Origin of the sequence: Nostoc sp. KVJ20, assembly GCF_001712795.1 — a bacterium.
GTDB lineage: Bacteria > Cyanobacteriota > Cyanobacteriia > Cyanobacteriales > Nostocaceae > Nostoc.
Genome location: NZ_KV757627.1, coordinates 1 through 25,676, shown reverse-complemented (window position 1 = coordinate 25,676; position 25,676 = coordinate 1). Strand labels below are relative to the sequence as shown.

At 40.8% G+C, this 25,676-nt stretch carries 15 protein-coding genes; 5 read left to right on the top strand and 10 right to left on the bottom strand.

From position 1 onward, the window contains the following. Positions 1-220: 220 nt before the first annotated feature. The 5 genes from A4S05_RS17910 to A4S05_RS17890 form a co-directional block, all read right to left on the bottom strand. A complete protein-coding gene (locus A4S05_RS17910; protein WP_069071151.1) occupies positions 221-1,261 on the bottom strand; it encodes an ABC transporter ATP-binding protein in 1,041 nt (346 codons plus the stop codon). A 62-nt stretch (positions 1,262-1,323) separates the two neighbouring features. Beyond that, positions 1,324-2,952, bottom strand: coding sequence for an ABC transporter permease (locus A4S05_RS17905; RefSeq protein WP_069071150.1), 1,629 nt, complete (start codon positions 2,950-2,952; stop codon positions 1,324-1,326). 3 nt (positions 2,953-2,955) lie between these two features. Next, on the bottom strand, positions 2,956-3,966 hold the full coding sequence (locus A4S05_RS17900; RefSeq protein WP_256091021.1) for an iron ABC transporter substrate-binding protein: 1,011 nt from the start codon (positions 3,964-3,966) through the stop codon (positions 2,956-2,958). A gap of 155 nt (positions 3,967-4,121) precedes the next feature. Continuing rightward, positions 4,122-5,198, bottom strand: coding sequence for an iron ABC transporter substrate-binding protein (locus A4S05_RS17895; RefSeq protein ID WP_069071149.1), 1,077 nt, complete (start codon positions 5,196-5,198; stop codon positions 4,122-4,124). Positions 5,199-5,754: 556 nt separating this feature from the next. Then, positions 5,755-6,924 carry a cysteine desulfurase family protein gene (locus A4S05_RS17890; protein ID WP_069071153.1) on the bottom strand — a complete coding sequence of 390 codons (1,170 nt, stop codon included), beginning with the start codon at positions 6,922-6,924 and terminating at the stop codon, positions 5,755-5,757. 208 nt (positions 6,925-7,132) lie between these two features. Between A4S05_RS17890 and A4S05_RS17885 the strand changes: the two genes are divergently transcribed. Continuing rightward, a complete protein-coding gene (locus A4S05_RS17885) occupies positions 7,133-8,764 on the top strand; it encodes a DUF655 domain-containing protein (RefSeq protein ID WP_069071148.1) in 1,632 nt (543 codons plus the stop codon). A gap of 360 nt (positions 8,765-9,124) precedes the next feature. Here A4S05_RS17885 and A4S05_RS17880 read toward each other — a convergent pair whose 3' ends face one another. Further along, complete coding sequence (locus A4S05_RS17880) at positions 9,125-10,210, bottom strand: glycosyltransferase family 4 protein (RefSeq protein WP_069071147.1); 1,086 nt, start codon at positions 10,208-10,210, stop codon at positions 9,125-9,127. Positions 10,211-10,980: 770 nt separating this feature from the next. Between A4S05_RS17880 and A4S05_RS17875 the strand changes: the two genes are divergently transcribed. The 4 genes from A4S05_RS17875 to A4S05_RS17860 all read left to right on the top strand — a co-directional run bounded on the left by A4S05_RS17875 (position 10,981) and on the right by A4S05_RS17860 (position 15,944). Then, complete coding sequence (locus A4S05_RS17875; protein ID WP_084227150.1) at positions 10,981-11,790, top strand: ABC transporter permease; 810 nt, start codon at positions 10,981-10,983, stop codon at positions 11,788-11,790. 425 nt (positions 11,791-12,215) lie between these two features. After that, positions 12,216-14,054 carry a bifunctional serine/threonine-protein kinase/formylglycine-generating enzyme family protein gene (locus A4S05_RS17870; RefSeq protein WP_176727035.1) on the top strand — a complete coding sequence of 613 codons (1,839 nt, stop codon included), beginning with the start codon at positions 12,216-12,218 and terminating at the stop codon, positions 14,052-14,054. Positions 14,055-14,081: 27 nt separating this feature from the next. Continuing rightward, positions 14,082-14,543, top strand: coding sequence for a hypothetical protein (locus A4S05_RS17865; protein ID WP_069071145.1), 462 nt, complete (start codon positions 14,082-14,084; stop codon positions 14,541-14,543). Between the two features lie 711 nt (positions 14,544-15,254). Continuing rightward, positions 15,255-15,944, top strand: a complete 690-nt coding sequence (locus A4S05_RS17860) for a hypothetical protein (RefSeq protein ID WP_069071144.1) — start codon at positions 15,255-15,257, stop codon at positions 15,942-15,944. A 180-nt stretch (positions 15,945-16,124) separates the two neighbouring features. Here A4S05_RS17860 and A4S05_RS17855 read toward each other — a convergent pair whose 3' ends face one another. The 4 genes from A4S05_RS17855 to sat form a co-directional block, all read right to left on the bottom strand. After that, complete coding sequence (locus A4S05_RS17855; protein ID WP_069071143.1) at positions 16,125-17,666, bottom strand: phytoene desaturase family protein; 1,542 nt, start codon at positions 17,664-17,666, stop codon at positions 16,125-16,127. A gap of 157 nt (positions 17,667-17,823) precedes the next feature. Then, a complete protein-coding gene (locus A4S05_RS17850) occupies positions 17,824-18,954 on the bottom strand; it encodes a tetratricopeptide repeat protein (RefSeq protein WP_069071142.1) in 1,131 nt (376 codons plus the stop codon). A gap of 67 nt (positions 18,955-19,021) precedes the next feature. Further along, positions 19,022-21,151 carry a caspase family protein gene (locus A4S05_RS17845; protein WP_069071141.1) on the bottom strand — a complete coding sequence of 710 codons (2,130 nt, stop codon included), beginning with the start codon at positions 21,149-21,151 and terminating at the stop codon, positions 19,022-19,024. A gap of 143 nt (positions 21,152-21,294) precedes the next feature. Further along, positions 21,295-22,473, bottom strand: a complete 1,179-nt coding sequence (sat, locus tag A4S05_RS17840) for a sulfate adenylyltransferase (RefSeq protein WP_069071140.1) — start codon at positions 22,471-22,473, stop codon at positions 21,295-21,297. Positions 22,474-25,676 lie beyond the last annotated feature (3,203 nt).

Here is a 25,676-nt window from a genome sequence, read left to right as displayed (position 1 = left end):
GGTCGATGCATCAAAGGTGCATCGGCAAGTCCTTCACAGTCTTCGATAGGGGTGAGGAAACGGCCTTCGAGAGTATCATGAGCAACTAGTACAGCACGGCAGAAATAAACCACCCATTCCCAATCAACAAAACCCTTACGCTGTCTTCATTTTTAATTTTTAATTTTTAATTTTTAATTCCGCCTTGCGGTACTAGTGTCTAAATAGTTAACAGCAAAATCTACTGTGGAAAAACCTTTACACTATCACTGGCTATAGATAACTCTACTCTTGTACCCACAGGTAACGCCGTATCTTTCAGCGTCCGCGCATGGAGTTCTTTACCAGAGGGAGTTTGTAAACAATATTGATACTCACGTCCTAAAAAGCGTCGGGTGCGGACGACTACGGGCGCATCTGTGGCTGGCTTTAAGATAAAATCTTCTTGGCGGATCATGATTTCACCACTATCATCGGTGTGATTTGCTGTTAACTCAAAACTGCCAATTTCTGTTTTCCATAAATTCCCTTGACGATGGGCGGGAAGGAAATTAGCTTGAGTCACAAATTCGGCGACAAATCTTGATGCTGGATGAGTATAAATTTCTTCTGGTGTGCCTAATTGCTCTAAATGTCCTTGGCGCATCACACCCACTATATCTGAAATAGCTAATGCTTCTTCTTGATCGTGGGTAACAAAAATTGCTGAAGTACCCGCCGCTTTGAGAATGTCGCGCACTTCTTCTCGCAAGCGCAACCTAACTTGAATATCAAGATTGCTCAAAGGTTCATCCAAAAGCATGAGTTGGGGTTGGGGTGCTAAGGCACGGGCGAGTGCAACTCTTTGCTGTTGTCCACCTGAGAGTTCATAAGGGTAACGTTTTTCTAAGCCTTCGAGTCTCACCAAATTAATGACTTCGGCTATGCGTTTTTGGATTTGCTGTTTACTGAAATGTTTCAACCCAAAAGCCACATTTTCTGCCACATTTAGATGGGGAAACAGGGCATAATCTTGAAAAACAACACCGATGTCGCGCTGTTCGGCTGGGATGCAAGTGGAATTATCGCAAACTACCTGTCCACCAATTTTAATTTCTCCTACTTGCGATCGCTCAAAACCAGCAATCATTCGCAACAGTGTAGTTTTACCACAACCAGATGGGCCGAGCAATCCCAAGATATCTCCTTGTTGCAACGTCAAAGATACGTTATCTACAGCAGGAAAGGCACTTTCTGCAAACCGCTTGGTGACATTTTGTAAATCTAGAATTACTTGTTGCATAGGGAGTGGAGAGTACTATAGTTCAATTACTTGAAAAGTTTCAAATCAGTAGAGGTGGAATTCTATAAGTGATTTACCTCCTGTCTACTGCCTCCTACCTCCTTCAAGACTTGCTCTTTTTTGACGTTCTCTTGAGATAGCACCAATAAAGTTGAACCCATAGAAACCAACAGCATCGCTAATGAAGCCGCCGCCGCATCGGCAAAATCTACATTTTCTGTAGCTTGCCAAATTTGCATTGCTAAGGTGCTAAAGCCAATAGGCGCTAACAGCATGGTGGCGGGTAGTTCTTTAATCGCTGTTAAAAATACCAGCACCGCACCACTCAACACACCTGGTTGTACTAGAGGTAGGGTAACTTCTCTTAAAGTTTGCCAAGCATTCCTACCTAGACTACGCGCTGATTCTTCTAGCTGCGGATTGACTTGCAAAAGCGAACTGCGGACTGTTCCCACTGATTGCGGTAAGAATAAAACTAAATATGCAAATATCAGCATCGGCAGAGTTTGGTACAGCGCTGGCAGATAGTTGGCACCAAAAAATACCAAAGATAAGGCAACAACTATTCCTGGAACTCCAAAACCTATATAAGAACAGCGTTCAATTATGGCGGTGATTTTACTCGGAAATCTGACTGCTAAAATTGCTACTGGTAGGGCAAAGATGGTGGTAGCTAAAGCCGCTAATCCAGCTGCGCCAATGGAGTTGAGAATGGTGGGGAATAAATTGGGGAAAGTATAGCTACTATTAAGTCCGCGAATCAGCCAAAATAAGGTGATACCTACTGGCAAAACTACACCGAAGCTAGTAATTAGTAGACAAAAACCGAAAGCCGGCCATTTCCAAATTCCCAACTTGACAATTTTTGGTGGACGTAGAGAGGCGGAACCACGACTATAATAAGCTGCACGCGATCGCATTCGATATTCTAACCACAAAATCAGCAGCACCAATGTCACCAACATCAAAGATAAGGCTGCGGCTGAGTTCCGATTAAAACTAGTTTTATATTGTAAAAAAATTGCCCGCGTAAAGGCATCAAATCGCATCAGCGAAGGTGTACCAAAGTCACGCAAGGCATATAAAGCTACTAATAATCCACCTGCAATTAGTGATGGTTTCAATTGTGGCAAAACTACCTTAAAAAAGGTTTCTCTACTACCATAACCCAAACTACGAGACGCTTCTTCTAGAGATGGATCAATACCTTGTAATCCAGAACGCACACTCAGCAGCATATAGGGATAGGTAAACAAAGTGATTGCCAAAACTGTCCCAGGAAAACCATAAATTGAAGGTAATTCTTCTACCCCCAATGGTTGAAGCAACAGCTGCAAAAAACTACCCCGTGGTGCCAAAGTTGCAATCAAGGCAAAACTGCCTACATAGCTAGGAACAGCTAAGGGTAATGTTGTCGCCACTAACCAAAAACGTCTTCCTGGTAAGTCTGTCCGCACAGTTAAAAATGCCAATGGTACGGCAATTAGTGTAGAAAATAACGTCACCGTTGCCGCCATCGCCGCACTGTTGAAAAAAACCATAATATTGCGGGGACGAGAAATCAATTCCCAGAACTCTTCCCCGCCAATACCTGCGGTGCGAATTACTAAGTATAGCAATGGCAGGGCAATGGCAACTGCCACTACCGCTGCCGATAATGTGAGAAATAATGGAGGGCGAACCGCTTTCAACTGTTACAAAACTCCTGCCTTCTGCAATAAATTCAACGTTGCTGGCAAATCATCTAAATCTGTCAAGTTAACATTGGGTGGATTTAGCTTACTGATTGGTATTTGTTTTGATGGTGCTGGGATTCCTTTTACTAAAGGATACTCGTTAGTTTCTTGAGCAAAGTAATTTTGTGAACTCTGTTTGAGCAGGTAATCAATTAAAGCTTCTACATCAGCTTTTTGATCTGTGGTTTTCGTAATAGCTACTCCTGCCACATTAATCATTGATCCTGCATCTTTGCTTGTGTAGTGGTGGGCAACAGGAAAGTTCGGATTATCTTTTTTGAAGCGATACAAGTAGTAATTATTCACTAAACCAAGATGAACTTCTCCCCGCCCCACAGCTTCAACGATCGCAGAGTTTTTACCGTAATCTTTGACACCATTAGCTTTCATCGCTTTGAGCCATTGGAGAGTCTTTGCATCGCCATCTAAGACTCGCATTGCCGTAACAAATGACTGAAATGAGCCGTTTGTGGGTGCCCAGCCGACTTTCCCGCGCCATTTCGATTCTGTTAACTGCGAAATTGATGTCGGTAGTTCCCCTTGTTTAACTAGCTTTGTATTGTAGTCAATGACACGGGCACGACCGGAAATTCCTAGCCAATGTCCTTTAGCAGAACGAAAGCGAGAATCAACCTTGTTTAGCAGTTTAGAGGCAATTGGTAGCGTTACCTGTTTTTTCTCCAAAGTGCCTAAAGCACCAGCATCTTGAGCAAAAAACAAGTCTGCACGGCTATTTTTGCCTTCTTCCAAAAGTGCGATCGCTAATTCAGCAGTATCGCCATAACGCACTTGAATATCCTGATTCAAGTCTTTTTTGGCTTTCTCAATTAAGGGGCCAATTAGTTTTTCTTCTCTGCCTGAATAGATTACGAGGGTTTTGGTTTGAGCATTTACAGCCACCCCGATTCCCCAACCGAGCGTTACAGCTAGAGCTAACGCTGAAACTTTCAGCAATGGTAAACTTTTCAATTTCTAATCCTCCACCTTAATACTTACCAGGAAGTTTTTGCAATAATCTTGGTATTCTCAACCTTTACCATTAACCTGTACTGGTAAGCAATAAACTTTCTCAAAAAATTTAGATTTTTCCTATCTTTGCCAGATGCATTCCAGCGAATAGCAAGTTATATGACTTGTACTTGCTGCATGAGCTTGAGTGTTGTCTCTAAATCGCTAAGATTACTCAAGTCGATTTTTTGAGTTTGTTTTTTAATTTCTTGGAGAGATTTTAGTTTACCTTTGGGCGCAACAGCCGAAGTTAGAGGATACTCAAAAGTTTGATTGGCAAAGTAGTTTTGGGCATTTTCATTCAGCATGAATTCGACAAACTTTTGAGCAATATTCGGATGTTTAGCGCTGTTAAGAATTGCTACACCTGCAACATTTACCAAGGAACCCACATCATCGGTAAAATGATGCTCCACAGGAACTTGAGGATTCTCTTGTTTGATTCGTTCCAGATAATAATGATTGACAAATCCCACAGCAATTTCGCCGCGAGATAAGGCTTCTACGATCGCAGTATTATTAGGATAAACTTTAGCATTGTTAGCTTTAATACCTTCTAACCATTGCCTAGCCTTGTCTTCTCCTTCTGCAACTCGTAAGGCGGTGACAAAGGATTGAAAGGAACCATTTGTAGGTGCCCAGCCAATTTTCCCTTTCCATTTCGGTTCAGTAAAGCCAAAAATAGACGATGGTAATTCCCCTGGTTTTACTAATTTAGAGTTGTAATCTGCTGTACGCACTCTCCCCGAAATACCTAGCCATTTCCCCTCTGGTGAACGATAGGTACTATCTACTTGATTGAGAAGAGATGTTGGTAACTGTACTGCTCGATTTGCTTTTTGAATAGCTCCGAGGGCGCTAGCATCTTGAGCAAAGAAGACATCTGCGGGACTGTTTGCCCCTTCTTCCAAAATTGCTGATGCTAACTCAGCAGTATCGCCGTAGCGGACTTGTACCTTCGCATTGCTTTGCTGCTCAAATTGTTTGATAAGCTCACCAATGAGTTTTTCGTTGCGTCCTGAGTAGATTACTAGCTCTTTTTCTAAGACACCAGTAGCAGCCGTAGCTGGTGTAGCTTGCCCTGAAGGCGATTCGGCAGTATCGGTGGGAGTTTGATTAGGATTACAAGCGATCGCTAATCCCCCACTAGCAGTTGCTAGTCCAACTATATAGACAAACTTACGGCGCTTCATAATTTTCTTCCACCAGAATTAAAACTATTACCCAAAATTATCAATAATTTTATTGATTAAATATATCGATAATATCATAAACTGGTTTTACGATTGACTAACACACAAAAAATTATATTTTTTCTAACCCAAGATTTTACAGCAAATTTTACTCATTTTATCTTGTTTCGCCGCGACTTATACTTGCCAGGGCTAGCGATAAATTAGAGTTTACAAACATTATCTTGAAGAGTTTTTTACCTTGAGTATTGATAAGAATTTTGAATAAAGTCCTAAGAAATACTTGATATTAATTTCCATTAAATCAAAAAGGTTGCCTTTAAGCAACCAGATACAGATGGGAATTATTTTCGTGTGGAAATAAGTGTGAGGTAAGCTAATCGGCATTTAACTTGCATCATCAGGGCGGGCAAGATGCCATTGGTGTCTACTTTTGCCAAAAANNGGTTTCGCGTTAAGTTGACAGCAATGGCTTTTCGGCCCACCCCACAAATAATAGTAAAATCATCCCGCAAATATGCAACCCCAATGTTGTCTGTAATTTATAAGATTGGATTTAACGCTTAACTAAAGATAAATCCGGTGTTAGTCTCTGTAAAACTTGCTTCAATACCATCACTGTCCAATCTATATCAGCTGCGGTGGTATCACGCCCCAATGTAATGCGAATTCCCCCCAAAGCTGCTTTTTCTGAATAACCCATCGCTAACAATATCGGACTAGGGCTAAGTTTACCACTGTGACAGGCAGCACCAGCACTGATGCCGATGCCTGCAAGGTTTAGCTGACGTACTAAGGCTTTACCGCTGAGTTTTTCGCCATCGGCGTTTTCTAGGCACAGACTGATATGGTGAGGTAAGCGATCGCAAGCATCCCCTGTAGGAATTAAACCAGGAATCTCAGCTAATTGGGCAAAAGCGCGATCGCGTAACTCAATCAATCGTGGTGTTTCTGTAGGCAATTCTTCGGCTGCTAATTCTGCTGCTATACCAAATCCGGCAATTATCGGTACTGCTTGTGTACCAGAACGCAATCCCATTTCTTGTCCACCACCACTGACTAGGGGCATCAAATCCACACCAGGACGCACATATAGCGCCCCAGCACCTTGAGGCCCATATATTTTATGACTAGAAAGGCTAAGTAAGTCTACAGGAAGTTGTTGCACATCTATGGGTAAGCGTCCCGCAGCTTGCACCGCATCTGTATGGAACAAAGCACCATGCGATCGCACAATTTTACCCAGTTCTGCGATCGGTTGCACCGTTCCGACTTCACTTTGACCGTAAATTATAGAAACTAAGACTGTGTTGTGTCGCAACGCCGCCTTTAAATCCAAGGGGTTGACTCTGCCTTTAATATCCACAGACAAGCGCGTAACTTCCCAACCCCACACTTCTAGCAACCGTACTGTTTCAGAAATTGCGGAATGCTCAATGCTGGAGATAATAATATGTTGAGGAACAGCATACAACCGAGCCACGCCCATAATTGCTAGATTATCTGCCTCAGTGCCGCCAGAGGTAAAAATGATAGATTCCGAATTGGCGGCGTTAATTAAACCAGCAACTTGGACTCTAGCTTGTTCTACAACTGTTGCAGCCCGTTGTCCCCACTCATGTAAGCTGGAAGGATTGCCCCACTGTTGAGTGAGGATTGTTTGCATAACTGCGATCGCTTCTTTTCGAGTAGGTGTAGTGGCGCTGTAATCTAGATAAATTTGCATATAACCGCTAATGGTGAGAACACACGTTGGTAATAGACTGCTGATATTATCAGCTTGAGTAGAAAAATCCGGAAAAAATCTTTGTAATTCTGCCTCTAGCAAGAGATTTTTGTCTTGCCTTGGAAAGCTATTTTTCTACTTAATTCAGAACACAACATTTTGGGAATGATAAATATGTCCACTCCCAATCCACTTTTAACAGATTACAGTGCAACTTATCTCTAGACAAAGATATTTTTTATATATCTTTTTACTAATATTCTCCCTTGCTGGTTGTCAACGAGTCCAGTCCTACAATCAGCGTCCAGAACCTTTACCACAAGACTCATTAGTTCAAGTTTACTTTAACCATTCTGAGTCTTCAGAATACAAAGAATCTTACCGCCAGCAAACTCGCCTTGGGGATGATTTAGAAAAACAGATTGCCGATGCTATTACACAGGCTAAATCTACAGTAGATGTGGCAGTGCAAGAATTACGTTTACCCAAAGTTGCTCAAGCATTAGTTGATAGACAAAAAGCTAGGGTAAAAGTCAGGATAATTTTAGAAAATAACTACAGCCGACCTTGGAGTAGCTTAACATCTGCTGAAGTAGGCAAGTTAGATAAAAGGGAACAGGAACGCTATAAAGAGTTTCACCAATTTATCGATATTAACCAAGACAATCAACTCAGCCCAGCAGAAATCAATCAAAGAGATGCTTTGATGATTTTGCAGAATGCCCAAATTCCCTGGATTGATGATCAAGCGGATGGTTCAGCAGGTAGTAGCTTGATGCATCATAAATTTGTGATTGTGGATAATCGGATTTTAATTATCACTTCTGCTAATTTTACTTTAAGTGATACATCTGGTGATTTTACAAATCCCAACACTTTAGGAAATGCCAATAACTTATTGCAAATTGACAGTCCAGAATTAGCATCTTTATTTACAGAAGAGTTTAACATTATGTGGGGTGACGGGCCGGAAGGTCAGCCAGATAGTCGATTTGGTTTGCAAAAGCCGATGCGTTTACCTAAACAAATAACTTTAGGTAACACCCAAATTACTGTACAATTTTCGCCTAATTCTCCAACTCAACCTTGGAGTGATAGTAGTAATGGTTTAATTGGCAAAACTTTAGATTCAGCAACTAAATCTACCGATTTAGCGTTATTTGTGTTTTCCGATCAGCGGCTTGCAAATATTTTAGAAAAACGCCATCAACAAAGTGTCCAAATTCGCGCTTTAATTGAACCACAATTTGCCTATCGTCCCTATAGTGAAGCATTGGATATGATGGGGGTTGCTCTCAGTAATAAATGTAAATATGAAGTTGACAACCATCCTTGGGCTAATCCAATTACTACCGTAGGCGTACCTGTGTTACCCAAAGGTGATTTACTGCATCACAAATTTGGTGTTATTGATAGTACAACAGTAATTACAGGTTCTCATAATTGGTCAGATGCCGCTAATTATGGTAACGATGAGACACTTGTAGTGATTGAAAATCCCATCATTGCTGCTCATTATGTGCGAGAATTTGCTCGTCTTTATACCAAAGTGAAACCGGGCTTACCACCAGCAATTCAAGAAAAAATCAAATTAGAACAAACACGGTGTCCCCAAATAAAAACTTCTTCATCAAGTGAGCCACAAGCAAATAAACAAATAAATATTAACACTGCAACTTTGGAAGAATTAGCAACTCTCCCTGGTGTTGGTAAGAAATTAGCGCAGCGGATAATTCTTAGCCGTCAACAGCAAAAATTTACATCTTTGCAAGACTTAGAACGAGTTCCAGGAGTGAGTGCTAGAACTGTAGAAAAATGGAGAGATCGCCTAACTTGGTAAATAAAGCGAATTTTTTGAGAAAAAGCTTGATTTTATAAGAATAATTCAGAATTCAGGAGTCATAATTCAGTATGAATTCTGTACGACTGGGTGACGAATATCGGTTAAAACCGTACTTTGTCCCGCTACGCTAACGCCCGAAGTCAAGCGAAAAAAATTAAAATATTCTCACCTTAAAACTCTATCCCTTTATGGGTAGAGTATTCTGAATTCTGAATTCTGAATTCTGTTAGCGGTAGCGGGGCGTTTAGCCCATTCTGTATTCTGACTCCTGTTTTATATTAGCCCACGGAGGTGGGCTTTGTTTGTGTAGCCCTGAATGACCTTCGCCAGGGCTGTAAAACCAGATGAATATGGTATTTAAATGCGATCGCTAGCTAACTCAACCAAATTGCGAAAATGTCCATTCTGAGAAAATCGTTCTGCGGTTATTTGTTGATAAACTGCCTCGTAACCATCAGTCATGTGTTCAACGCTGAAAAGGTTTTCGACATACTGACGACAGGCATAGCGGTCTAACTCTATGACGCGATCGATAGCACTAATGCATTCTTGAATATTATTGCAGAGGAAACCCGTCTTGCCGTGGGAAATTACCTCTTCAGTAGACCCCAATTTCATTGCAATCACTGGCGTACCCGAAGCCATTGACTCCACCATCACCAATCCAAATGGTTCCCGCCAAGTGATGGGGAATAGAGTTGCTACTGCACCTCCCATCAGAGCATTTTTTTGAACATGGTTGGCTTCACCCAGATACTCAATTTGCTCCCCGTCAATCAGTGGTTTGATTTCCTTCTCAAAGTATTCCACATCAACGACATCCACTTTACCTGCCATTTTCAAGTGCCAACCAGATTGTTTGGCAATTTCTATGGCTAAGTGCGCTCCCTTCTCAGGAGATATCCGACCCAAAAACGCTAGGTAAGGAGGATCTTGTGGTTGGGAGTGAAACTTATAACTGCTGACATCAATCCCGTTGTAAACCGTTGCTATACAGTTCAACCCTAACCTTGGTTCTCGTTGTGAATCGGAAATATTGACGTAGGGTTGTTTTTTACCAAAACTAAACATCTTTTCGTTGTCAGGGGTAAAAATACCGTGCAACGTGTGAACTGTAGGGGTTGTGACAAGATTTGCGTAAGATAATGCCCCATGTCCGATATGGGAATGAATAATATCAAACTCTTCTGCGCGTTCATACACCGAAGCTAGATTCAGCATCTCGTAAATGCCAAAATCTTTGATAGTCGGATCAAGTCTGAGGGCACGGGGATGAACTGACCTTAATTTTGCCAGACTCATAGAATCTCCCGATGCAAATAAGGTTACGTCATGTCCGCGTCGGACTAATTCATCTGTCAGTAACCCTACTACTAACTCTATCCCACCATAACCTGGAGGTGGAACTCTTTCCCATAATGGAGCGACTTGAGCAATTCTCATCATAAACCTCTTAAAAATTGAAGAAGAATTCAGGAGTTAGAATTCAGGAGTTAGAATTCAGGAGTCAGAATTCAGAATTCAGGAGCGTCTCCGGCTCCGCTCCTGACTCCTAAATTTTGTTCGATAAAACTTGAATTAGACGTTTTTATTTCTGTTGTTTTAGTGCTTGTAATTGATTAACTTGGCATCCGAAAGTAACTTCAGATACTAAACTTTTTAACAATCTCCTTCAAATGTTATGCTGTTAATTCTATATTCCTTGTCTATCCTAGTACGGAAATTACCCACCCCTAAAGAGGTAGCTATATTCTGATTTATGATTTTTTGGTGATTTATGGGAATTTTAAATATGGATTTTTTTATAAAAGCAAACTTTCTAAAATCGTTATAATCTAAGCTAAATGGTGATATTTGGCGATAAAACTATGCTATTGCTTGCCAATTAACTTGTTTACAAATATTAATTAAAGAATAAAGCGTGTAGAGACTCTTTGGGCGGCTTTCCGTACTCTAAAGGTTAACCTGCATCCATCCAAAGGACAGATTTTGGTAAATTCGATGGTTTGAAATCAGAAGTGGTATTTTTTTAGAAGTTTTATCTATTTTCTTAAAAGTAATAATTAACTAGTACGCCACGGCGGAAATAGAGCAACCATTTAAAATCCGTAAAAAACCTATTCCATAATACTTTTGACTGTTAAGTTGTTGACTAATTACACAAAATATGATATTTTGTATTGCTATCAATAAAAATCATCATATATATAAACGTGAATATCTCTCCATCTCTCAAAAAACCGCGTGTCTCATGGCAAGCGGTTTTCTCACTACTGATATTTGTGTTCATGTACCTGCCCATACTGGTACTTGGCTTTTATAGCTTCAATCAGTCACCCTACAGTGCAACTTGGCAAGGATTCACTCTCGATTGGTATCGCAAGCTGTTCAGTGACGATCGCATCTTATCAGCTTTGCAAAACAGTATGATCGTTGCTGGTTGTGCGGTAGCAATTTCAGCAGTGCTGGGAACCTTGATGGCGGTTGGGTTAGCGCGTTACGAATTTCCTGGTAAGAAATTGTATCGGGGTATTGCTTACCTACCATTAATTATTCCCGATATTGCGATCGCAGTAGCTACCCTAGTATGTCTAGCCGCCTTTGCAATCCCTTTGAGTTTGTGGACAATAATTGCAGCCCACGTAGTGTTTTGTCTGGCTTACGTCGGACTTGTGGTTGCTTCACGACTGACTAATTTAGATCCTCACTTAGAAGAAGCAGCACTAGATTTAGGCGCTACACCAACCCAAGCTTTCATCAAAGTATTGCTACCTGAATTAATGCCTGGGATTGTAGCCGGTTGTCTCTTAGCCTTTGTTCTCAGCTTAGATGACTTTCTCATTTCCAGTTTTACTGCTGGTAGCGGTTCTAACACCCTGCCAATGGAAATTTTTAGCCGGATTAGAACAGGAGTTAAACCTGATATTAATGCTCTTAGTGTAATGTTAATTTCCGTATCTGCGATCGTTGCTATTGTAGCTGAATTAATTCGCGCCTCTGGAGAGAAGAAAACTTTTAAATAAGAGTTTTAATTTGCAATAAATATTATTGGCAATTTCGTTCTTCGTGAACTTTTTTGGCTCATGAACAACAGCTATATTAAAATTTAGGGTGCATTACGGCAAGCCCAACGCCCAAACATTATGGCAATGTGCCATACTTTCTGCTAACACAACATCATAGTATAGATAAGTAATACCAATTGTAAAAAAGAATGCGACAAATACACCATTTGTAGAGACGCGATGAATCGCGTCTTAACCAAAGTATGTGTTGCAATCATTAATTGAATTGGTATAAATAAATATAATTTATTCATCCTTCTATCCTCGTGTTAAAGATAGTTTTAAGCACATGAATAAACTTCCGTGTTCGCTTCTCTACATAACTGTTTTCAATTAGATAATATTGGGGCTAACTTTGGAGAAGATGCTATTTCCCCCTCATTATGCAAATCTGCCAAAATCCCAATTGCTCAAATCCATTCAACTCTGATAGCAATAGATTTTGTGTGAGTTGCGGACAAAGCAACTTTGGCAAACTGCTAAGAAACCGTTACCGCGTATTAAGACTTTTAGGTGAAGGTGGATTTAGCAGAACCTATGCTACAGAAGACGTAGACAGACTAAACGCGCCTTGCGTCATCAAACAATTTTTCCCACAATTTCAGGGAACAGGACAACGCACCAAAGCAGCAGAATTTTTCAAAGAAGAGGCTTTTCGGTTGTATGAACTGGGAGAAAATCACACCCAAATTCCCAGATTACTTGCTTACTTTGAACAAGGTGCTAGTTTATATCTCGTACAAGAATTTATTCAAGGAAAAACTCTCTTACAAGAAGTTCAGCAACAAATTTATAGCGAACAACAAATCTGGGAACTTTTAGCTGATTTATTGCCAGTACTGCAATTCATTCATACCCATAACGTCATTCATCGGGATATCAAACCAGAAAATATTATTCGTCGTGCAAGTGATGAAAAACCAGTATTAATTGATTTTGGCGGTGCTAAACAGGTAACACAAACCAGTTTAGGAAGACAAGCTACAGTAATTTATACCCTTGGTTATGCCCCAACAGAACAAATGGCTGGATTTGCTTGTCACGGCAGTGATTTGTATGCTTTGGGTGTAACTTGTGTGCGTCTTTTAACTCGATGTTTGCCGTTCCAGGATGCTTCTGGACAGGTTAATGATCCTATTTATGATGCAATGAATGCTAAGTGGTTGTGGCGCGAACGTTTACAAGAAAAAGGTATTACTATTAGCGACGACTTAGGAAAAATATTAGATAAATTACTAAAATATCTACCGAGCGAAAGATATCAAACAGCAGTAGAAGTTCTCAACGATTTGAAATTTGCAACATCGAACATTGAACCTGTTGCCCTTAAAATTGTTTCGATGTCTCAACCCATATTACCGCCGCTACCACAAAAAGTAATCGTACCATTACCACCCTTAGAAACCTTTGAATTTGACGTAGTGACAGTAGACACAGGTGGTAGAGAAGTAAATCGCATGAGTTGCAATGCAAACTTCTTTGCCGAAGAATTGGGTAAATCTGTCACATTAGAAATGGTATCGATTCCTGGTGGTACTTATATGATGGGTTCACCAGAGTTTGAAGGAGATGCTGACGAACGTCCTCGACATCAAGTTACCGTTGAACCATTTTTTATGGGGAAATTTCCCGTAACTCAAGCACAGTGGAGAGTAGTAGCAGCTTTACCCAAAGTTAAACAAGCTTTAAATCCCCATCCATCGAAATTCAAAGGTCTAGATAGACCAGTAGAAAATGTATCTTGGTATGAGGCTGTAGAATTCTGCCTCAGACTATCAGAAAAAACCGGACGCGACTATCGTTTACCGAGTGAAGCTGAATGGGAATATGCTTGTCGGGCTGGAACTACAACATCCTTCCACTTTGGCGAAACCATTACCTCTGAGTTAGTCAGTTGCACTATCGAACCAAAAAGCAAATTCCGTAAAGAAACAACCAACGTCGGTAGTTTTGAAGTCGCCAACGCCTTTGGATTGTACGATATGCACGGGCTAGTTTGGGAATGGTGTGCTGATGCATGGCACAACAATTACAACGATGCGCCCTCAGATGGAACAGCTTGGGAAGTTGGCGGTGATATTAATCGCCGGGTACTACGCGGTGGTTCTTGGAGTTTCAACGCAGAACTGTGTCGCAGCGCTAGCCGTAGCTGGAATGAGTCAGACGGTGGGCTGAGAGTTTGTGGCTTTAGAGTAGTATTTTCCGTAGAGGAGATTATTTAGCAATTTAATTTAGAGGCTGTAGAAATCATGAAAGACAGAATTGAGAAAGGTGACATAGTACTGATAAATAAAACTGGAAAATATCATCAACAAGTTGGTGAAGTAAGTGAAATTGATTATAATATTTTCTTCGTCAAAATAGTGATAGTAAGGTTAGGGAATCAAGAAGAAGCTTTTGAAGAAAAAGATTTGCAATTACAAACTAAAAAGCCGAATATGCAAGAAGTCATTGCATCAGTAGACAAAATTTTAGAAAAAATTGATCAGATTACTCACTTGTCAACAACAGAGCAAGTAGAGTTACCCAATCGGTTGAAATATCTGAAATTAGATATTCCTAAACTAGATAAACAGTTGATTCAAAAAAACTTCGACAGTATGGAGAAAATACTCGCAGGAAAAAGAGAAGTAGACTCATCAGCAAGTTTTTGGCAGGAAATAGATCCTAATTTGGAGAAAATAGGCTGGTGGATTAGAACAAGTTTATGAATTAAGAATTTTTAAAAGTATTTGGCGAACGGAATTCGCTCTAGCCCTTTCAAGGTGATGAAATTTGGAACGAAGATTGGTGATTTCAACCTTCAAAAAGCTCAAAATCTGAGCGGAGGATTCAAGATGCTAGCACTGAAACAACGTATCTTCGTTGGCCACCTTGAAAGGGCTAGTCCTACATTATTAAACTGAAACCATATAAAACAGTGCTTCACTTCTTATACTAATTCTGTATAAAGATACAGTAGTCCCCCTTGATAACGGGGAACAGCGTAGCCGGGGGGTGAATGATATGCAGCTTCACAAAGAAACGGTATTAACCTAAACTTATCAATAAATTAGAGATAAAACTTATGTTTGACCACATCATAGTTTTAGGTTTAAGGCTAAATAATTGGAAGTGGACATAATTAAACATAGCTATATTTTTATCATCTTTGTTCCCTAATGCCTTACGCCTCATATTTTATGCTCTATCATAAGCAGTTATATTTATTTTTACCCACCTAAATAACCTTGCCTTTGTAACTGTATGACTTAAATTTTGATATTAACTTGATGATTACTTGTTGTTAAATTGTTGTTAATTTTAAAAAATAAATTTTTCATCTTGTTAGGGTGTATTGTTAGCGTTAATTCATCAGTTATTAGATTAATAAAGAGTCTTTTATTAGATAAAATAAACTACAAATATCATCAGGACTATATATGCGTTTTTCTCAGTTTGCAGGGATTCTTGGTTGTACAACAGCAGCTTTTATGTCAATTGCACCCATACAAGTAGAGGCTGCAACTTTTAAAGTGATATCTGGAGTCACCAGCATTGATCGTGACCACGAGGATATTCTGAGAAATATCGGGCTAATCTTGACAGGCACTAATCAGACAGTCACACCAATTCCCAACAATTATTTAGTTGGCTTTAGCATCGACTCAGCCACCAACTTTACATTCAGTGACGAAGGCGGTTTTACCCCGCTCTCAGGTACAATCGAACATACTGGTACTGTTACCTTCAACGATCAAATTACTGTTGGTGAGTTTTCAATAGGTTTTGCTCCAGGACGTACCCTCCCAGATGCCAGCGGATTTGTTTTAAGAGACACATTTTCTTTAAATACAATTTTGTTTGATTTAAGTCTTCCGGAACCTGTAGCATTTGATGGTCAAACTTTAACCATCCCTGATGTTAGATTGTTGATTTCTCCAGAGTTTGCAAATATACTAGGCGACCCTGACTTAACAGGTTTGTTTGCTGGAACTGCACGAATTGATGCTCAAGTTGCTGCCGTACCCGAACCTGACAGTGTACTGGCAGTTTTGGCAGTGGGTGCGGCTCTCTTGGCAACGAGATTTTATAAGAAGAATTCAGAACTCAGGAGTCAGAATTCAGTATGAATTCTGTACGAGTTGGTGACGAATATTGGTTAAAACCGTACTTCGTCCCGCTACGCTAACACCCGAAGTCAAGCGAAAAAAATTAAAATATTCTCACCTTAAAACTCTATCCCTTTATGGGTAGAGTATTCACAAATTCAGAATTCTGAATTTGTGAATTCTGACTCCTGTTTTATAAAATTAAATGCACTTGATATCTTGAAGCATTGCTAAATGCTTATTAACAGGTGCAAGGGTATTTGCAGCAATCATCCCACTGGCGGCGACTGCTGGTAAACCAATGCCGGGAAATGTCGAATCTCCACAGCACATCAATCCTGGTAGAGGTGTGCCAGGGCCAGGAAACATACTACTTCCAGCCTGAATTGCTGGGCCATAAGAACCTTGGTGACGACGGAGATAACGCTCGTGGGTTAGAGGTGTACCAACAAGTGTGACTTCACAACGAGAGCGAATATCTGGAATGATTCGTTGTAGCGCTTGCCACATTACTTCTGCACGCGATCGCTTTTGCTCGGCATATTCCTGGTTTTTTCTATCCATTCCTTGCCAGATAGAGTATGGCTCATTACCAGGAGTATACACATGAATCACGTGTTTACCTGGTGGTGCAAGGGATGGGTCGAGAATTGAAGGAATTGATATCACCACAACATTCTGAGGTGCTGTTATGCCCAATTCCCAGTCATTAACCACAATGTAATGACACCGCAAATCTGACTGTAATCCTTGAGCATCAATACCTAAATGCAGATGCATGAAGCTATCACACTCAGGTGTTGCCTGTCGTTTAGCGCGGTAGTTTTTAGGTATTGCCTTTTCTGGTAATAGCTTCAGTGTGTCCCAAACCGATGCATTAGAAATTACTGCTCGACGCGCCCGAATTTCTTCGCGATCGCGCAGACGCACACCCACCGCACGATTCCCTTCTACAAGCACTTGCTCCACATGAGCGCCCAGCATCAGCTTCCCACCGTGACGCTCCAATCCTTGTACAAGGCTGTCAACTAAAGCACCACTACCACCAATGGGATATTCAAGTACTGCGTCTGGTCGATACCAATCAGCAAACATAAATGCTACCTCTGCGCCACTAGTGCCATCTGCGGGTAGTCCAGAAAGCAGAAAACACAGCAAATTGAGCCAATTTCGGGTAAATGGGTCTTTAACAACGCCATTCATAATCCGGCTAAAGGGGCCCGTCAACTTGATAACATCTGTCAGATGTTTTGCCAGAGATGGGGCAAACGGGGCTACAGTTCTAGCTGCACCCAAATCAAAACGTAATGCCGCTGGTGGTATAGAAATTGCTGCACTAGCGAATGGTTCCATAACGCGCTGGAGTTCTTGCCATTCGGTAACAGCATGATTACCACGCAATTTCATCAGCACTTCAGAAAATTGCTCTGCACCAACCGATGTGTCAAAATCACCTTCTGGTAAACAACAACCCCAAGTATCGTAGGTTACGCATGGTAGTTCAGAACCAATTGCATCCAATACTTGTTTTAGGGGATTAGTAGATGGGCTGTAAGACAGTCCAGAATAAAGGGACGGGCCTGAGTCAAATTTGAAACCGTTGCGCTCAAAGCTGTGGGCGGCACCGCCAGGGATGGAGTGGCTTTCGCAGACTATTACATCAAAGCCATACCGTGCCAAAAGAGCAGCACAACTTAAACCGCCAATACCGCTACCAATTACGACTATATCTGTGTTTTGCATATCTCTATTCCATGTTTAAGTAAGTGGGCAAGAATAAATGACAGAAGTTTGCTTTTTAAGTGAGGTACAAAATGCAGGACTCACACATCAGATATAAAGACTTTCTACCTCCTGCCTGCTCTTATAAATAAATAGAGAGATTGCATGTTGACAAAATCTAACCTGCAAGTATTTTTTTGAACCGTTCGTCTGCTCGAATTACATCAAAATCAGAATTCGTTTTTGCCAACTCTCGATGCTGTTCTCCTCTTAACTTAACTGCCTGTGTCAAACTTTCAATAGCTAAATCACAATCATTTTTTAATGCATGACAACGGGCTTTATGGCACCAAGCCCAATGAAAATCAGGCTGAAGTTCTAAGGCTTTATCATAAGAAGCAATCGCCTCATCAAATCGTTGCAATTTTCTAAGTGAATTACCGCACCCAAACCAAGCTATATAGCTATCTGACTGGATGGCAATTGCTTGTTGATAGGATAATAATGCTTTTGGATAGCGCCCCAATCTTCTCAGTGTCCAGCCGTGATTGACCCAAGCAATAAAAGAATTAGGTTCTCTCTGAATAACTTGTTCATAGCAGGCTAATGCATCCTCATATCGACCTTCAAAAAATAAAGCATCTCCTTGTTTAAGATAATCATTAGCAGTAAAAAATAAATGATTATTTCCAGCCTTTAATATTTCTAGTTGTGTTGTTAATTCTTGGATTTTTTGCTGAATTTCTGGGTGAACATAATCTTGTGTTAATGAAGGGGAAGGTGTTAATCCAGAAAGTTGCTGAAGAATTTGCTCTTTTTGGTTTTGAGCATCTAAAAATAGATTATTTAATTGGGATAATTGCCCTAAAAAGTCTGACTTTAATATTTCTAGTTCTTGCTTAAAATCTTCTGTTTGTTTTTTTACTTCTGCCGCAACTTCTTTTTCCAGTTGTGTTTTTACTTCTGTCTCTAATTGTTGCTTTGTTTCAGCTACTAATTCACTAACTACACTACGACGCAGCAGCCAAACACCGGCCGCTGCTAATATTGGCAAAAAAGTTAATACAATTAGCAAAATGTTGAGTAGGGTTGTGCTGTTACCAAAAGCCCGGTCTACTTCAGATTGGACGCGATCGCGTATCTCTTTTTCTTGCTGTAGTTTTTCCAGTTCCTTTAGCTGTTGAATTGAAATTGTCGCATTGGACTGAGGCTGCTTTTCTGAGCCAGTTGGCTTTGGTTGAGCAGCAGCAACACTGGCAGATAGTAAGACGAGTGACAACACTAACCCTACCTGATTATTGATTTTCATGAAACTTTATTACGTGTTAACACAGAATATATAGTTATAGACACAACTAAGTTAATGAATTCCATGTTTACACTACTTGAAAACTAAAGCTAAGACTTGCCCAATTATTCACATCCAAGATATATGAGTCGGCTGCTGTACCATTCATCTCTGTTTTAAGGATGCTGGCGTTATGTAGGTCTTGTAGCAACGCTTGTGCAACATCTAAGGAATTCAACAATGGGCTAATTGGTTGTTGTTCGGCTGTGGAATACTTAGCAGTGTTCAAAGCGGCGAGAGTTCCGCTAAAAGGGGCTGTACTAAAAATCAGCTGTTGTTCGCAAAATAAAGCTGGCGCACCATTAGTTTGGGGTAGGGTGAGGGTTTCACCTGGAGCGATGACAACTTCTTTGAGGAGAGGCTTGGTATCTTCAGTATTTGGTTCTTGGGGAGTTTCCCAAGAGTAGAAGGCAACTGCTGTATGATTATTCTTTAATCCCAGCAAGATTAAATATACTGGGCGATCGCTCTGGTTTTCCACTCGATATTGCATTCGACTACCGATAGGGACAATTGGAGTGGGGAGTGATTTTTTAATCGGAGTTTCAGTTTTGAAAGCTCGTACTGTTTCGCGCTGCATGACGACGCGAGGCGATATTTTACTAATTATTTCTAAAGTTACCTTGAGAGGCAAGCGGGAAGAACCTTGATTTTCTGTGAGTCGCCATAACTTGGCTGCTAGCAAGGTTGATAATTTTGGCGCTAACTTTTGCGCTGTTAATTTTACTGCTTCTCCTACTTCCCCCGTGGTATTGGGAATTAGCTCGCCACCAAGAGTAAATAGACCATAACGACTAGGAATTTCCTGTAGCTTACCAAATATATAATCAGCCGATTTTTCTCCTGCTACTACGGTGGACACATGGGAAGATGCGGCAAAGGCGCTTGTGGCGTCTACCCGCTCAATTCTTTCCAATCCAGTATCCAAAGCTATTGTTAAATTAATATTTCGGGGTAAAACCCGGACTGCTTCTTGGACGAGTTGCCCGACTTGTAGGGAATTTGCGCCTTCAATCTTGGAAATTTGCGCTTTTGCTGTTAACCCAGTCCGCGATCGCAATACTAATTGCTCTGTTGTTGCTAAAGTCAATCGAGAATTCACTCCGTAGTATAGCAAAACTTGTGGAGGTAATCCTGCCAACCACAGATGGACTGTTTTGCCGTCTTCTTCAATGGCTGTCACTGCGCCTTCTGCACCAATAATACTTTCTGGCAAACCTAACCCCCTAGCCCCCTTCCCTTGTAGGGAAGGGGGAGAATTCAAAGCCTCTCTCCTCTTAGGAGAGAGGTTTTCCAGATTCCCTGGTTGTTGTCTGCTACCCAATTTGAATAGAGAATTTTCCACATGGGAAAGGGCGACTTGAATTGTGCTGGCTGGGGTGAATTCCCACAAATACTGTGTCAAAGCGTAGGTAAATAACCCGGCACTAAAACCAGAAAAGAGTCCTTCCCTTGCCGGCTGCTTTGGTTCTGATGTAGCTGCTAAAACAATCGGAGTGCTTGGTAAATTCTGAGTTTTGAGTTGTTGGAGAAAGTCAAGTTCCTCTGCTGCTAACTTTGCCACTGACTCCTGAAGGGCGCGACTTTTTAATCCTAAGATTGTGCTAGGAGCATCATAGCTAGTATCTAATACTGCTGTTACTCGGTCTGTGGGGAGCGATCGCAATAATAGCAGTAGAGTTTCTTCTAATATATAGTTGACTATTTTCTCATTTTGTGATTCTGTACTTCCATTAGCTGGCACCAGAGCATTTTGCATTGTCTCTGGCGATGTTTCCAATTTGACACGACTGCCATAACCGCTAAAGTGGAAGACGACTACATCACCGGGTTTAGCTTGCTTGCCCAGGTGATCTAAAAAAGCCGCTTCAATGAATTCCCTACTAGCTTCTTCCTCAGTTAAGGTGAGAATATCTGACCCTTGGAAACCAAAGCGATGAATCAAAAGTTCTCTTTGGAGTTCCACATCCGTCAGACAACCACTGAGGGCTGGAATTTTTGGGTATTGGTTAATACCTATTAATAATGCCAATTTACGCGGACTGGGTTGTGCCAAAGCCTGGTAATAGCGATTTCCCAAAGACAACCACTCAGCTTCAGTTATCCCCAATACCGCGAGTATTGAGCCAATTCTCTGTAAAAACGTGCGCCGTTTCATAATTAGCTATCAGCCCTCAGCTATCAGTTAGCAGCTTACAGGGCTGAACTCTGTAGTGTAAAGTTACAAAAGTGTGGGGAGTGGAGGGGCGGGGGAGCAGGGGAGAATATATCACCAATGCCCAATGCCCAATGCCCAATTCCCTAAACCGGCACTTCTATCCGCATTGCCCGCGCCAACTCTGCTGCTACTTCAGGACGGGAAAATTCTGGTGGAGGTAACTCACCGCGCCGCAGCATTTCTCGGACTTTTGTCCCCGATAGGTGAATGCGTTCTTCTGGCCTGCTGGGACTAGTTTTAGATGTTGCCATCTGCTTAGTCCGCGTGCAGTAGAAAGCGTGTTCAAATTTCATTGGCACAATGCCTAATTCAGTTGGCGCAAACTCTTCAAATATATACTGAGCATCGTAAGTGCCATAATAGTCACCGACACCAGCATGATCCCGTCCAACAATAAAGTGAGTACAGCCGTAGTTTTTGCGGACTAAAGCATGGAATATGGCCTCACGAGGCCCAGCATAGCGCATTGCGGCTGGATTTATTGCTAAAGCTACTCGGTCTAAAGGGTAGTAATGTTCCAGCAAAATTTCATAGCAACGCATCCGCACATCAGCGGCAATATCATCTTCTTTTGTCGCCCCGACTAATGGGTGCAAAAATAGACCATCAACAGTTTCTAAAGCGCACTTTTGAATATATTCATGGGCGCGGTGGATGGGGTTGCGAGTTTGAAAGCCGACGATGGTTTTCCAACCCTTGTCTTTAAACATTTGCCGTGAGGCAGCTGGATCAATTTGGTAAGTGGGAAACTGGGGATGAGGTTCACGCTGCAACAGCCAAATATCACCCGCCAGATTTACAGTACCTTGCTTATAGAGTACCTGCACGCCTGGATGATTGACATCATCAGTGCGGTAGACATTTCTTGCTTCGCGGGTTTTGTCGTAGTGATATTTTTGGGTGAGTTGCAAAACTCCGATAAATTCGCCTCTGGAGTTATCGAGACGGATTAAGCCACCTTCTGGCAACGGAGAAGCTACTTCTTCGTTTACCGATAGTGTAATCGGGATTGACCACACAAGACCGTTAGCTAATCGCATTTCTGTAACAGTGCGATCGTAGTCTTCCTGGTTCATAAAACCCGTCAGCGGACTAAAAGCACCGATCGCAATCATTTCTAGATCAGATACGGCGCGATCGTCAAGTTGGACTCGCGGCAAAAAGTCAGCTTTTGAGAGAAACTCTGCTCTTTGTTCTGGTGTGGCGATACGGTTAACCAACTGTCCACCGTGGGGGGCTATGGCATCTGGATTGTGACTCAACGTAATCCCCTCTTTGCTTTTACTGTTATTGTTTCAGATTATGTACTAACTTATCAAATGCTGGTATGTAGAGAAAAATAGTTTGGGTATATAGGGGGCTGGGAACTGGGTTCCTCCCATTTTGACTCTGGGGGGAATGGCACTAAGAAAAGATACAGCCCTTGTTATGACTGGTTCCCAGCCTCCAGGCTGGGAATCCATTCTGGGAGTTTTCGGCTATTGTTTGCGTAAGTCCTAATTTCTTGGAAGTTCCTAAATAAAAAGCCCCTGGTCAACACCAGGGGTATCCATCTTTATTCCCTACATATTAGGATCGCATCTGTGAAGCTATAGTAAATCCGTAGTCATGCAATTAACGCATAACATTGATGATTATTTTGCAAGCTATGCTTCGATAGGAATTTACCCAGTGTCATGAATGAGAGCGATGGCTACGACGAGCTATTCGGTGTCGTTTATCGAACAAAATTCAGGAGTCAGGAGTCAGGAGTCAGGAGTCAGAATTCAGTTGGGTATTCTGTATGACTGGCGGTGCTTCGTAGCGTTAGCGAGTCTGCGTTAGCGAGTCTTCTCCCAAGGGGAGACGCCAAGGGCGAACGAGCGTCGCGTCTTTATTCTGACTCCTGTTAGCGGTAGCGGGGCGTTTAGCCCATTCTGACTCCTGAATTCTTCCTCAATTCTCGTCACTTGCTTAAAAAAAGGTTTAGCACCCAGCTAAACCTCTATATATTTAGTGCTTAAGCAGACATCCCAGATTAATTTAGACCCACTCTTGCTTTAGTTCATCTTCCTATAGACTGTATCCAAATATCCTGAAGACTTATACGCCATTACCTGATTATTAATAATAAAAGGCTTGGTTTAACCAAGCCTCTATATATACCAAGCATTTACTACACCAAGATTAATTTAGACTGACTCTTACTTTAGTTCATCTTCCTATAGGCTGTGTCCAAATATTCTGACATCTGATATAACATTTCCTGGTTACTTGTAAAAAAAAGGTTTGGCTGTGAACCAAACCTCAATAATTGCTGTGCTTAACAACGTACTAAATTAATTTAGTTCTACTCTGTTTACAGATCATCATCCTAGAGGATGTGTATAAATATTCAGGCATCTGATATTCAATCACTTGGTAAAAATATTGACTGGTTTATTTAAAAAATACATAAAAATATACCTAAAGAATGAAAAAAGCTTGGTTTCAAATAACCACTGAGTGGTACGAGAGGCTTTGTCAACGAACGGGTCTATCTATGTTCAATTTACCGTTACTCTAATGAGAGTTTATCTTTTGCTGATCGAAGCTTTTATAAAAAAAGACCCTGGGTATTACTCCAGGGTGCATACACGTTTTTCAGGCATTAACAGGCTGAATAATAACTCTGTAAAATAGTTATTTCTACTATCCATAGAACGATACAAATATTTATCTATATATGGTATTGGTACTTTTTTGTTGCTTAGTCTATTATAGATAGTATTTTTTAATACTAACTAGATAAATTGGACGATATTTTCTACTTCTCTAGTATCAGTTCCAATATTCTGTGATCTGATATTAATCTCTTATTTACATTAAATATAAAGATTATAGGGTAAGTATTTTACTTGTTGTTTCTACGTTTCACTTACTTGATGCTACTCACGAAAAAGGCATGGCTAAAAGCCACGCCCTATATATACCAAGTGTTTACCATACCTAGCTAATTTAGAATTACTTTGATTTCAGTTCATCTGTCTCTAGTGGGTTTACAAAAACTCTCCAAAGTGTTGGCAAATCAAGAATTAATTGCTATAAAAAAGTCTGCATTAAGCGAAATATTAATCTAATACCAGTGCTTTATACAATTTACATTAAATTATACTTAATATAGGAATCCGCTTTGATTTCTGAACGAATTTGCGTAGACAGGCAATAGGCAATAGGCAATAGGCAACAGGAAAGAGGGCTTCTCAATACTTGTCGGTTAAGGGGAAAAGGGGAAGGGGTAAGGGGAAAGAAAAAACCTTTAACCTTTACCCTTTAACCTTTTCCCAAAACCCAATTCCGAGTTAAAAATCCAAAACCTGAGCAGTATTGGAGGGCTTCTTAGTTGTACTGATTTTTTTCAGAAATCAAATATGAGTCCTATAGGAATTCATGTTAAATAACTTTGGGGGTTTAAGTCCCCAGCAAGACAGGCAGCCCGTTTTGGGTCGGGGTCTAAATCCCCGGATGCTCGCAGACTCGCTAACGCAAAACGTAATTATGTTAGCGTAGCGGTAGCGAGTCCGCATTCGCTTTTAGCATCTCGTAGAGAGTGTCATTGCGTTAGCGTTCGCGTAGCATCTCGTAGAGAAGCGGGGCGTTAGCAAGAGTGCGAATTGCGAATTGTTTTAATAAAAAAAACTTGTTTTATCACCAAGCCTTAGAGGATTTTTGAAAAGTCTAATTTATTACTTTTAGCTGCAATTTTCAATCACGCCTACACAGGCAAAACATGCCTCGGTAGGTTAAAAAGCATTATTTTTATATTAGTATATAGAGATGTAATTTGTTTTTGTGGTAGCGAATTATATTCGCACAATACTTTTCAAATATCCTTTTAGCTCGACTTTATCCAAAATTAAGAACTCGGTTGCTGTTAGGGAGCATACAAATATTATAAGAATCCTTATCAAACGATAATGGAAGCCATGAAAAAGGTTTAGCACTAAGCTAAACCTCCATAGAAAGCAGTTATTCGACACACCAGAATTAATTTAGAGCTACTCTTCCTTTTGGTCATCTTGCTCTAGGATGTGTACAATAATTCTAAAATATGATACGTATTGATATTGCCATTTTGGCAAGTGATTAAACCTCCTTTAGATAGATAAATAGTTAAATATAGTGAATTAAAAATAAAAATTGTCACATTTAAAATTAGCATACAGCAATGGTATAGGAATCCGCTTTGATTTCTGAACGAATTTGCGTAGATAGGCAATAGGCAATAGACAATAGTCAATAGGCAACAGGCAACAGTCAAGAAGGCTTCTTAGTTGTACTGAGTTTTTTCAGAAATCAAATATGAGTCCTATAGCAATCAAAATCACTCCTCAACAATTTAAACTGCTTTTGGAATCTAAATCTCTTGTGTATCAGTAAAATTTTCTGGGCTAAGTTCATTTTTCAGTTTGAGTTTTAGCTCCTCTGAAATCGGTAAATCTTTAAT

Bases quoted from the DNA above. Each gene is read 5' to 3' on its own strand.
- A4S05_RS17880 (WP_069071147.1), bottom strand. From the start codon at position 10,210: ATGAGAATTGCTCAAGTCGCTCCATTATGGGAAAGAGTTCCACCTCCA.
- A4S05_RS17870 (WP_176727035.1), top strand. From the start codon at position 12,216: ATGCAAATCTGCCAAAATCCCAATTGCTCAAATCCATTCAACTCTGAT.
- A4S05_RS17860 (WP_069071144.1), top strand. From the start codon at position 15,255: ATGCGTTTTTCTCAGTTTGCAGGGATTCTTGGTTGTACAACAGCAGCT.
- A4S05_RS17855 (WP_069071143.1), bottom strand. From the start codon at position 17,666: ATGCAAAACACAGATATAGTCGTAATTGGTAGCGGTATTGGCGGTTTA.
- A4S05_RS17895 (WP_069071149.1), bottom strand. From the start codon at position 5,198: ATGAAGCGCCGTAAGTTTGTCTATATAGTTGGACTAGCAACTGCTAGT.
- A4S05_RS17890 (WP_069071153.1), bottom strand. From the start codon at position 6,924: ATGCAAATTTATCTAGATTACAGCGCCACTACACCTACTCGAAAAGAA.
- A4S05_RS17845 (WP_069071141.1), bottom strand. From the start codon at position 21,151: ATGAAACGGCGCACGTTTTTACAGAGAATTGGCTCAATACTCGCGGTA.
- A4S05_RS17865 (WP_069071145.1), top strand. From the start codon at position 14,082: ATGAAAGACAGAATTGAGAAAGGTGACATAGTACTGATAAATAAAACT.
- A4S05_RS17850 (WP_069071142.1), bottom strand. From the start codon at position 18,954: ATGAAAATCAATAATCAGGTAGGGTTAGTGTTGTCACTCGTCTTACTA.
- A4S05_RS17910 (WP_069071151.1), bottom strand. From the start codon at position 1,261: ATGCAACAAGTAATTCTAGATTTACAAAATGTCACCAAGCGGTTTGCA.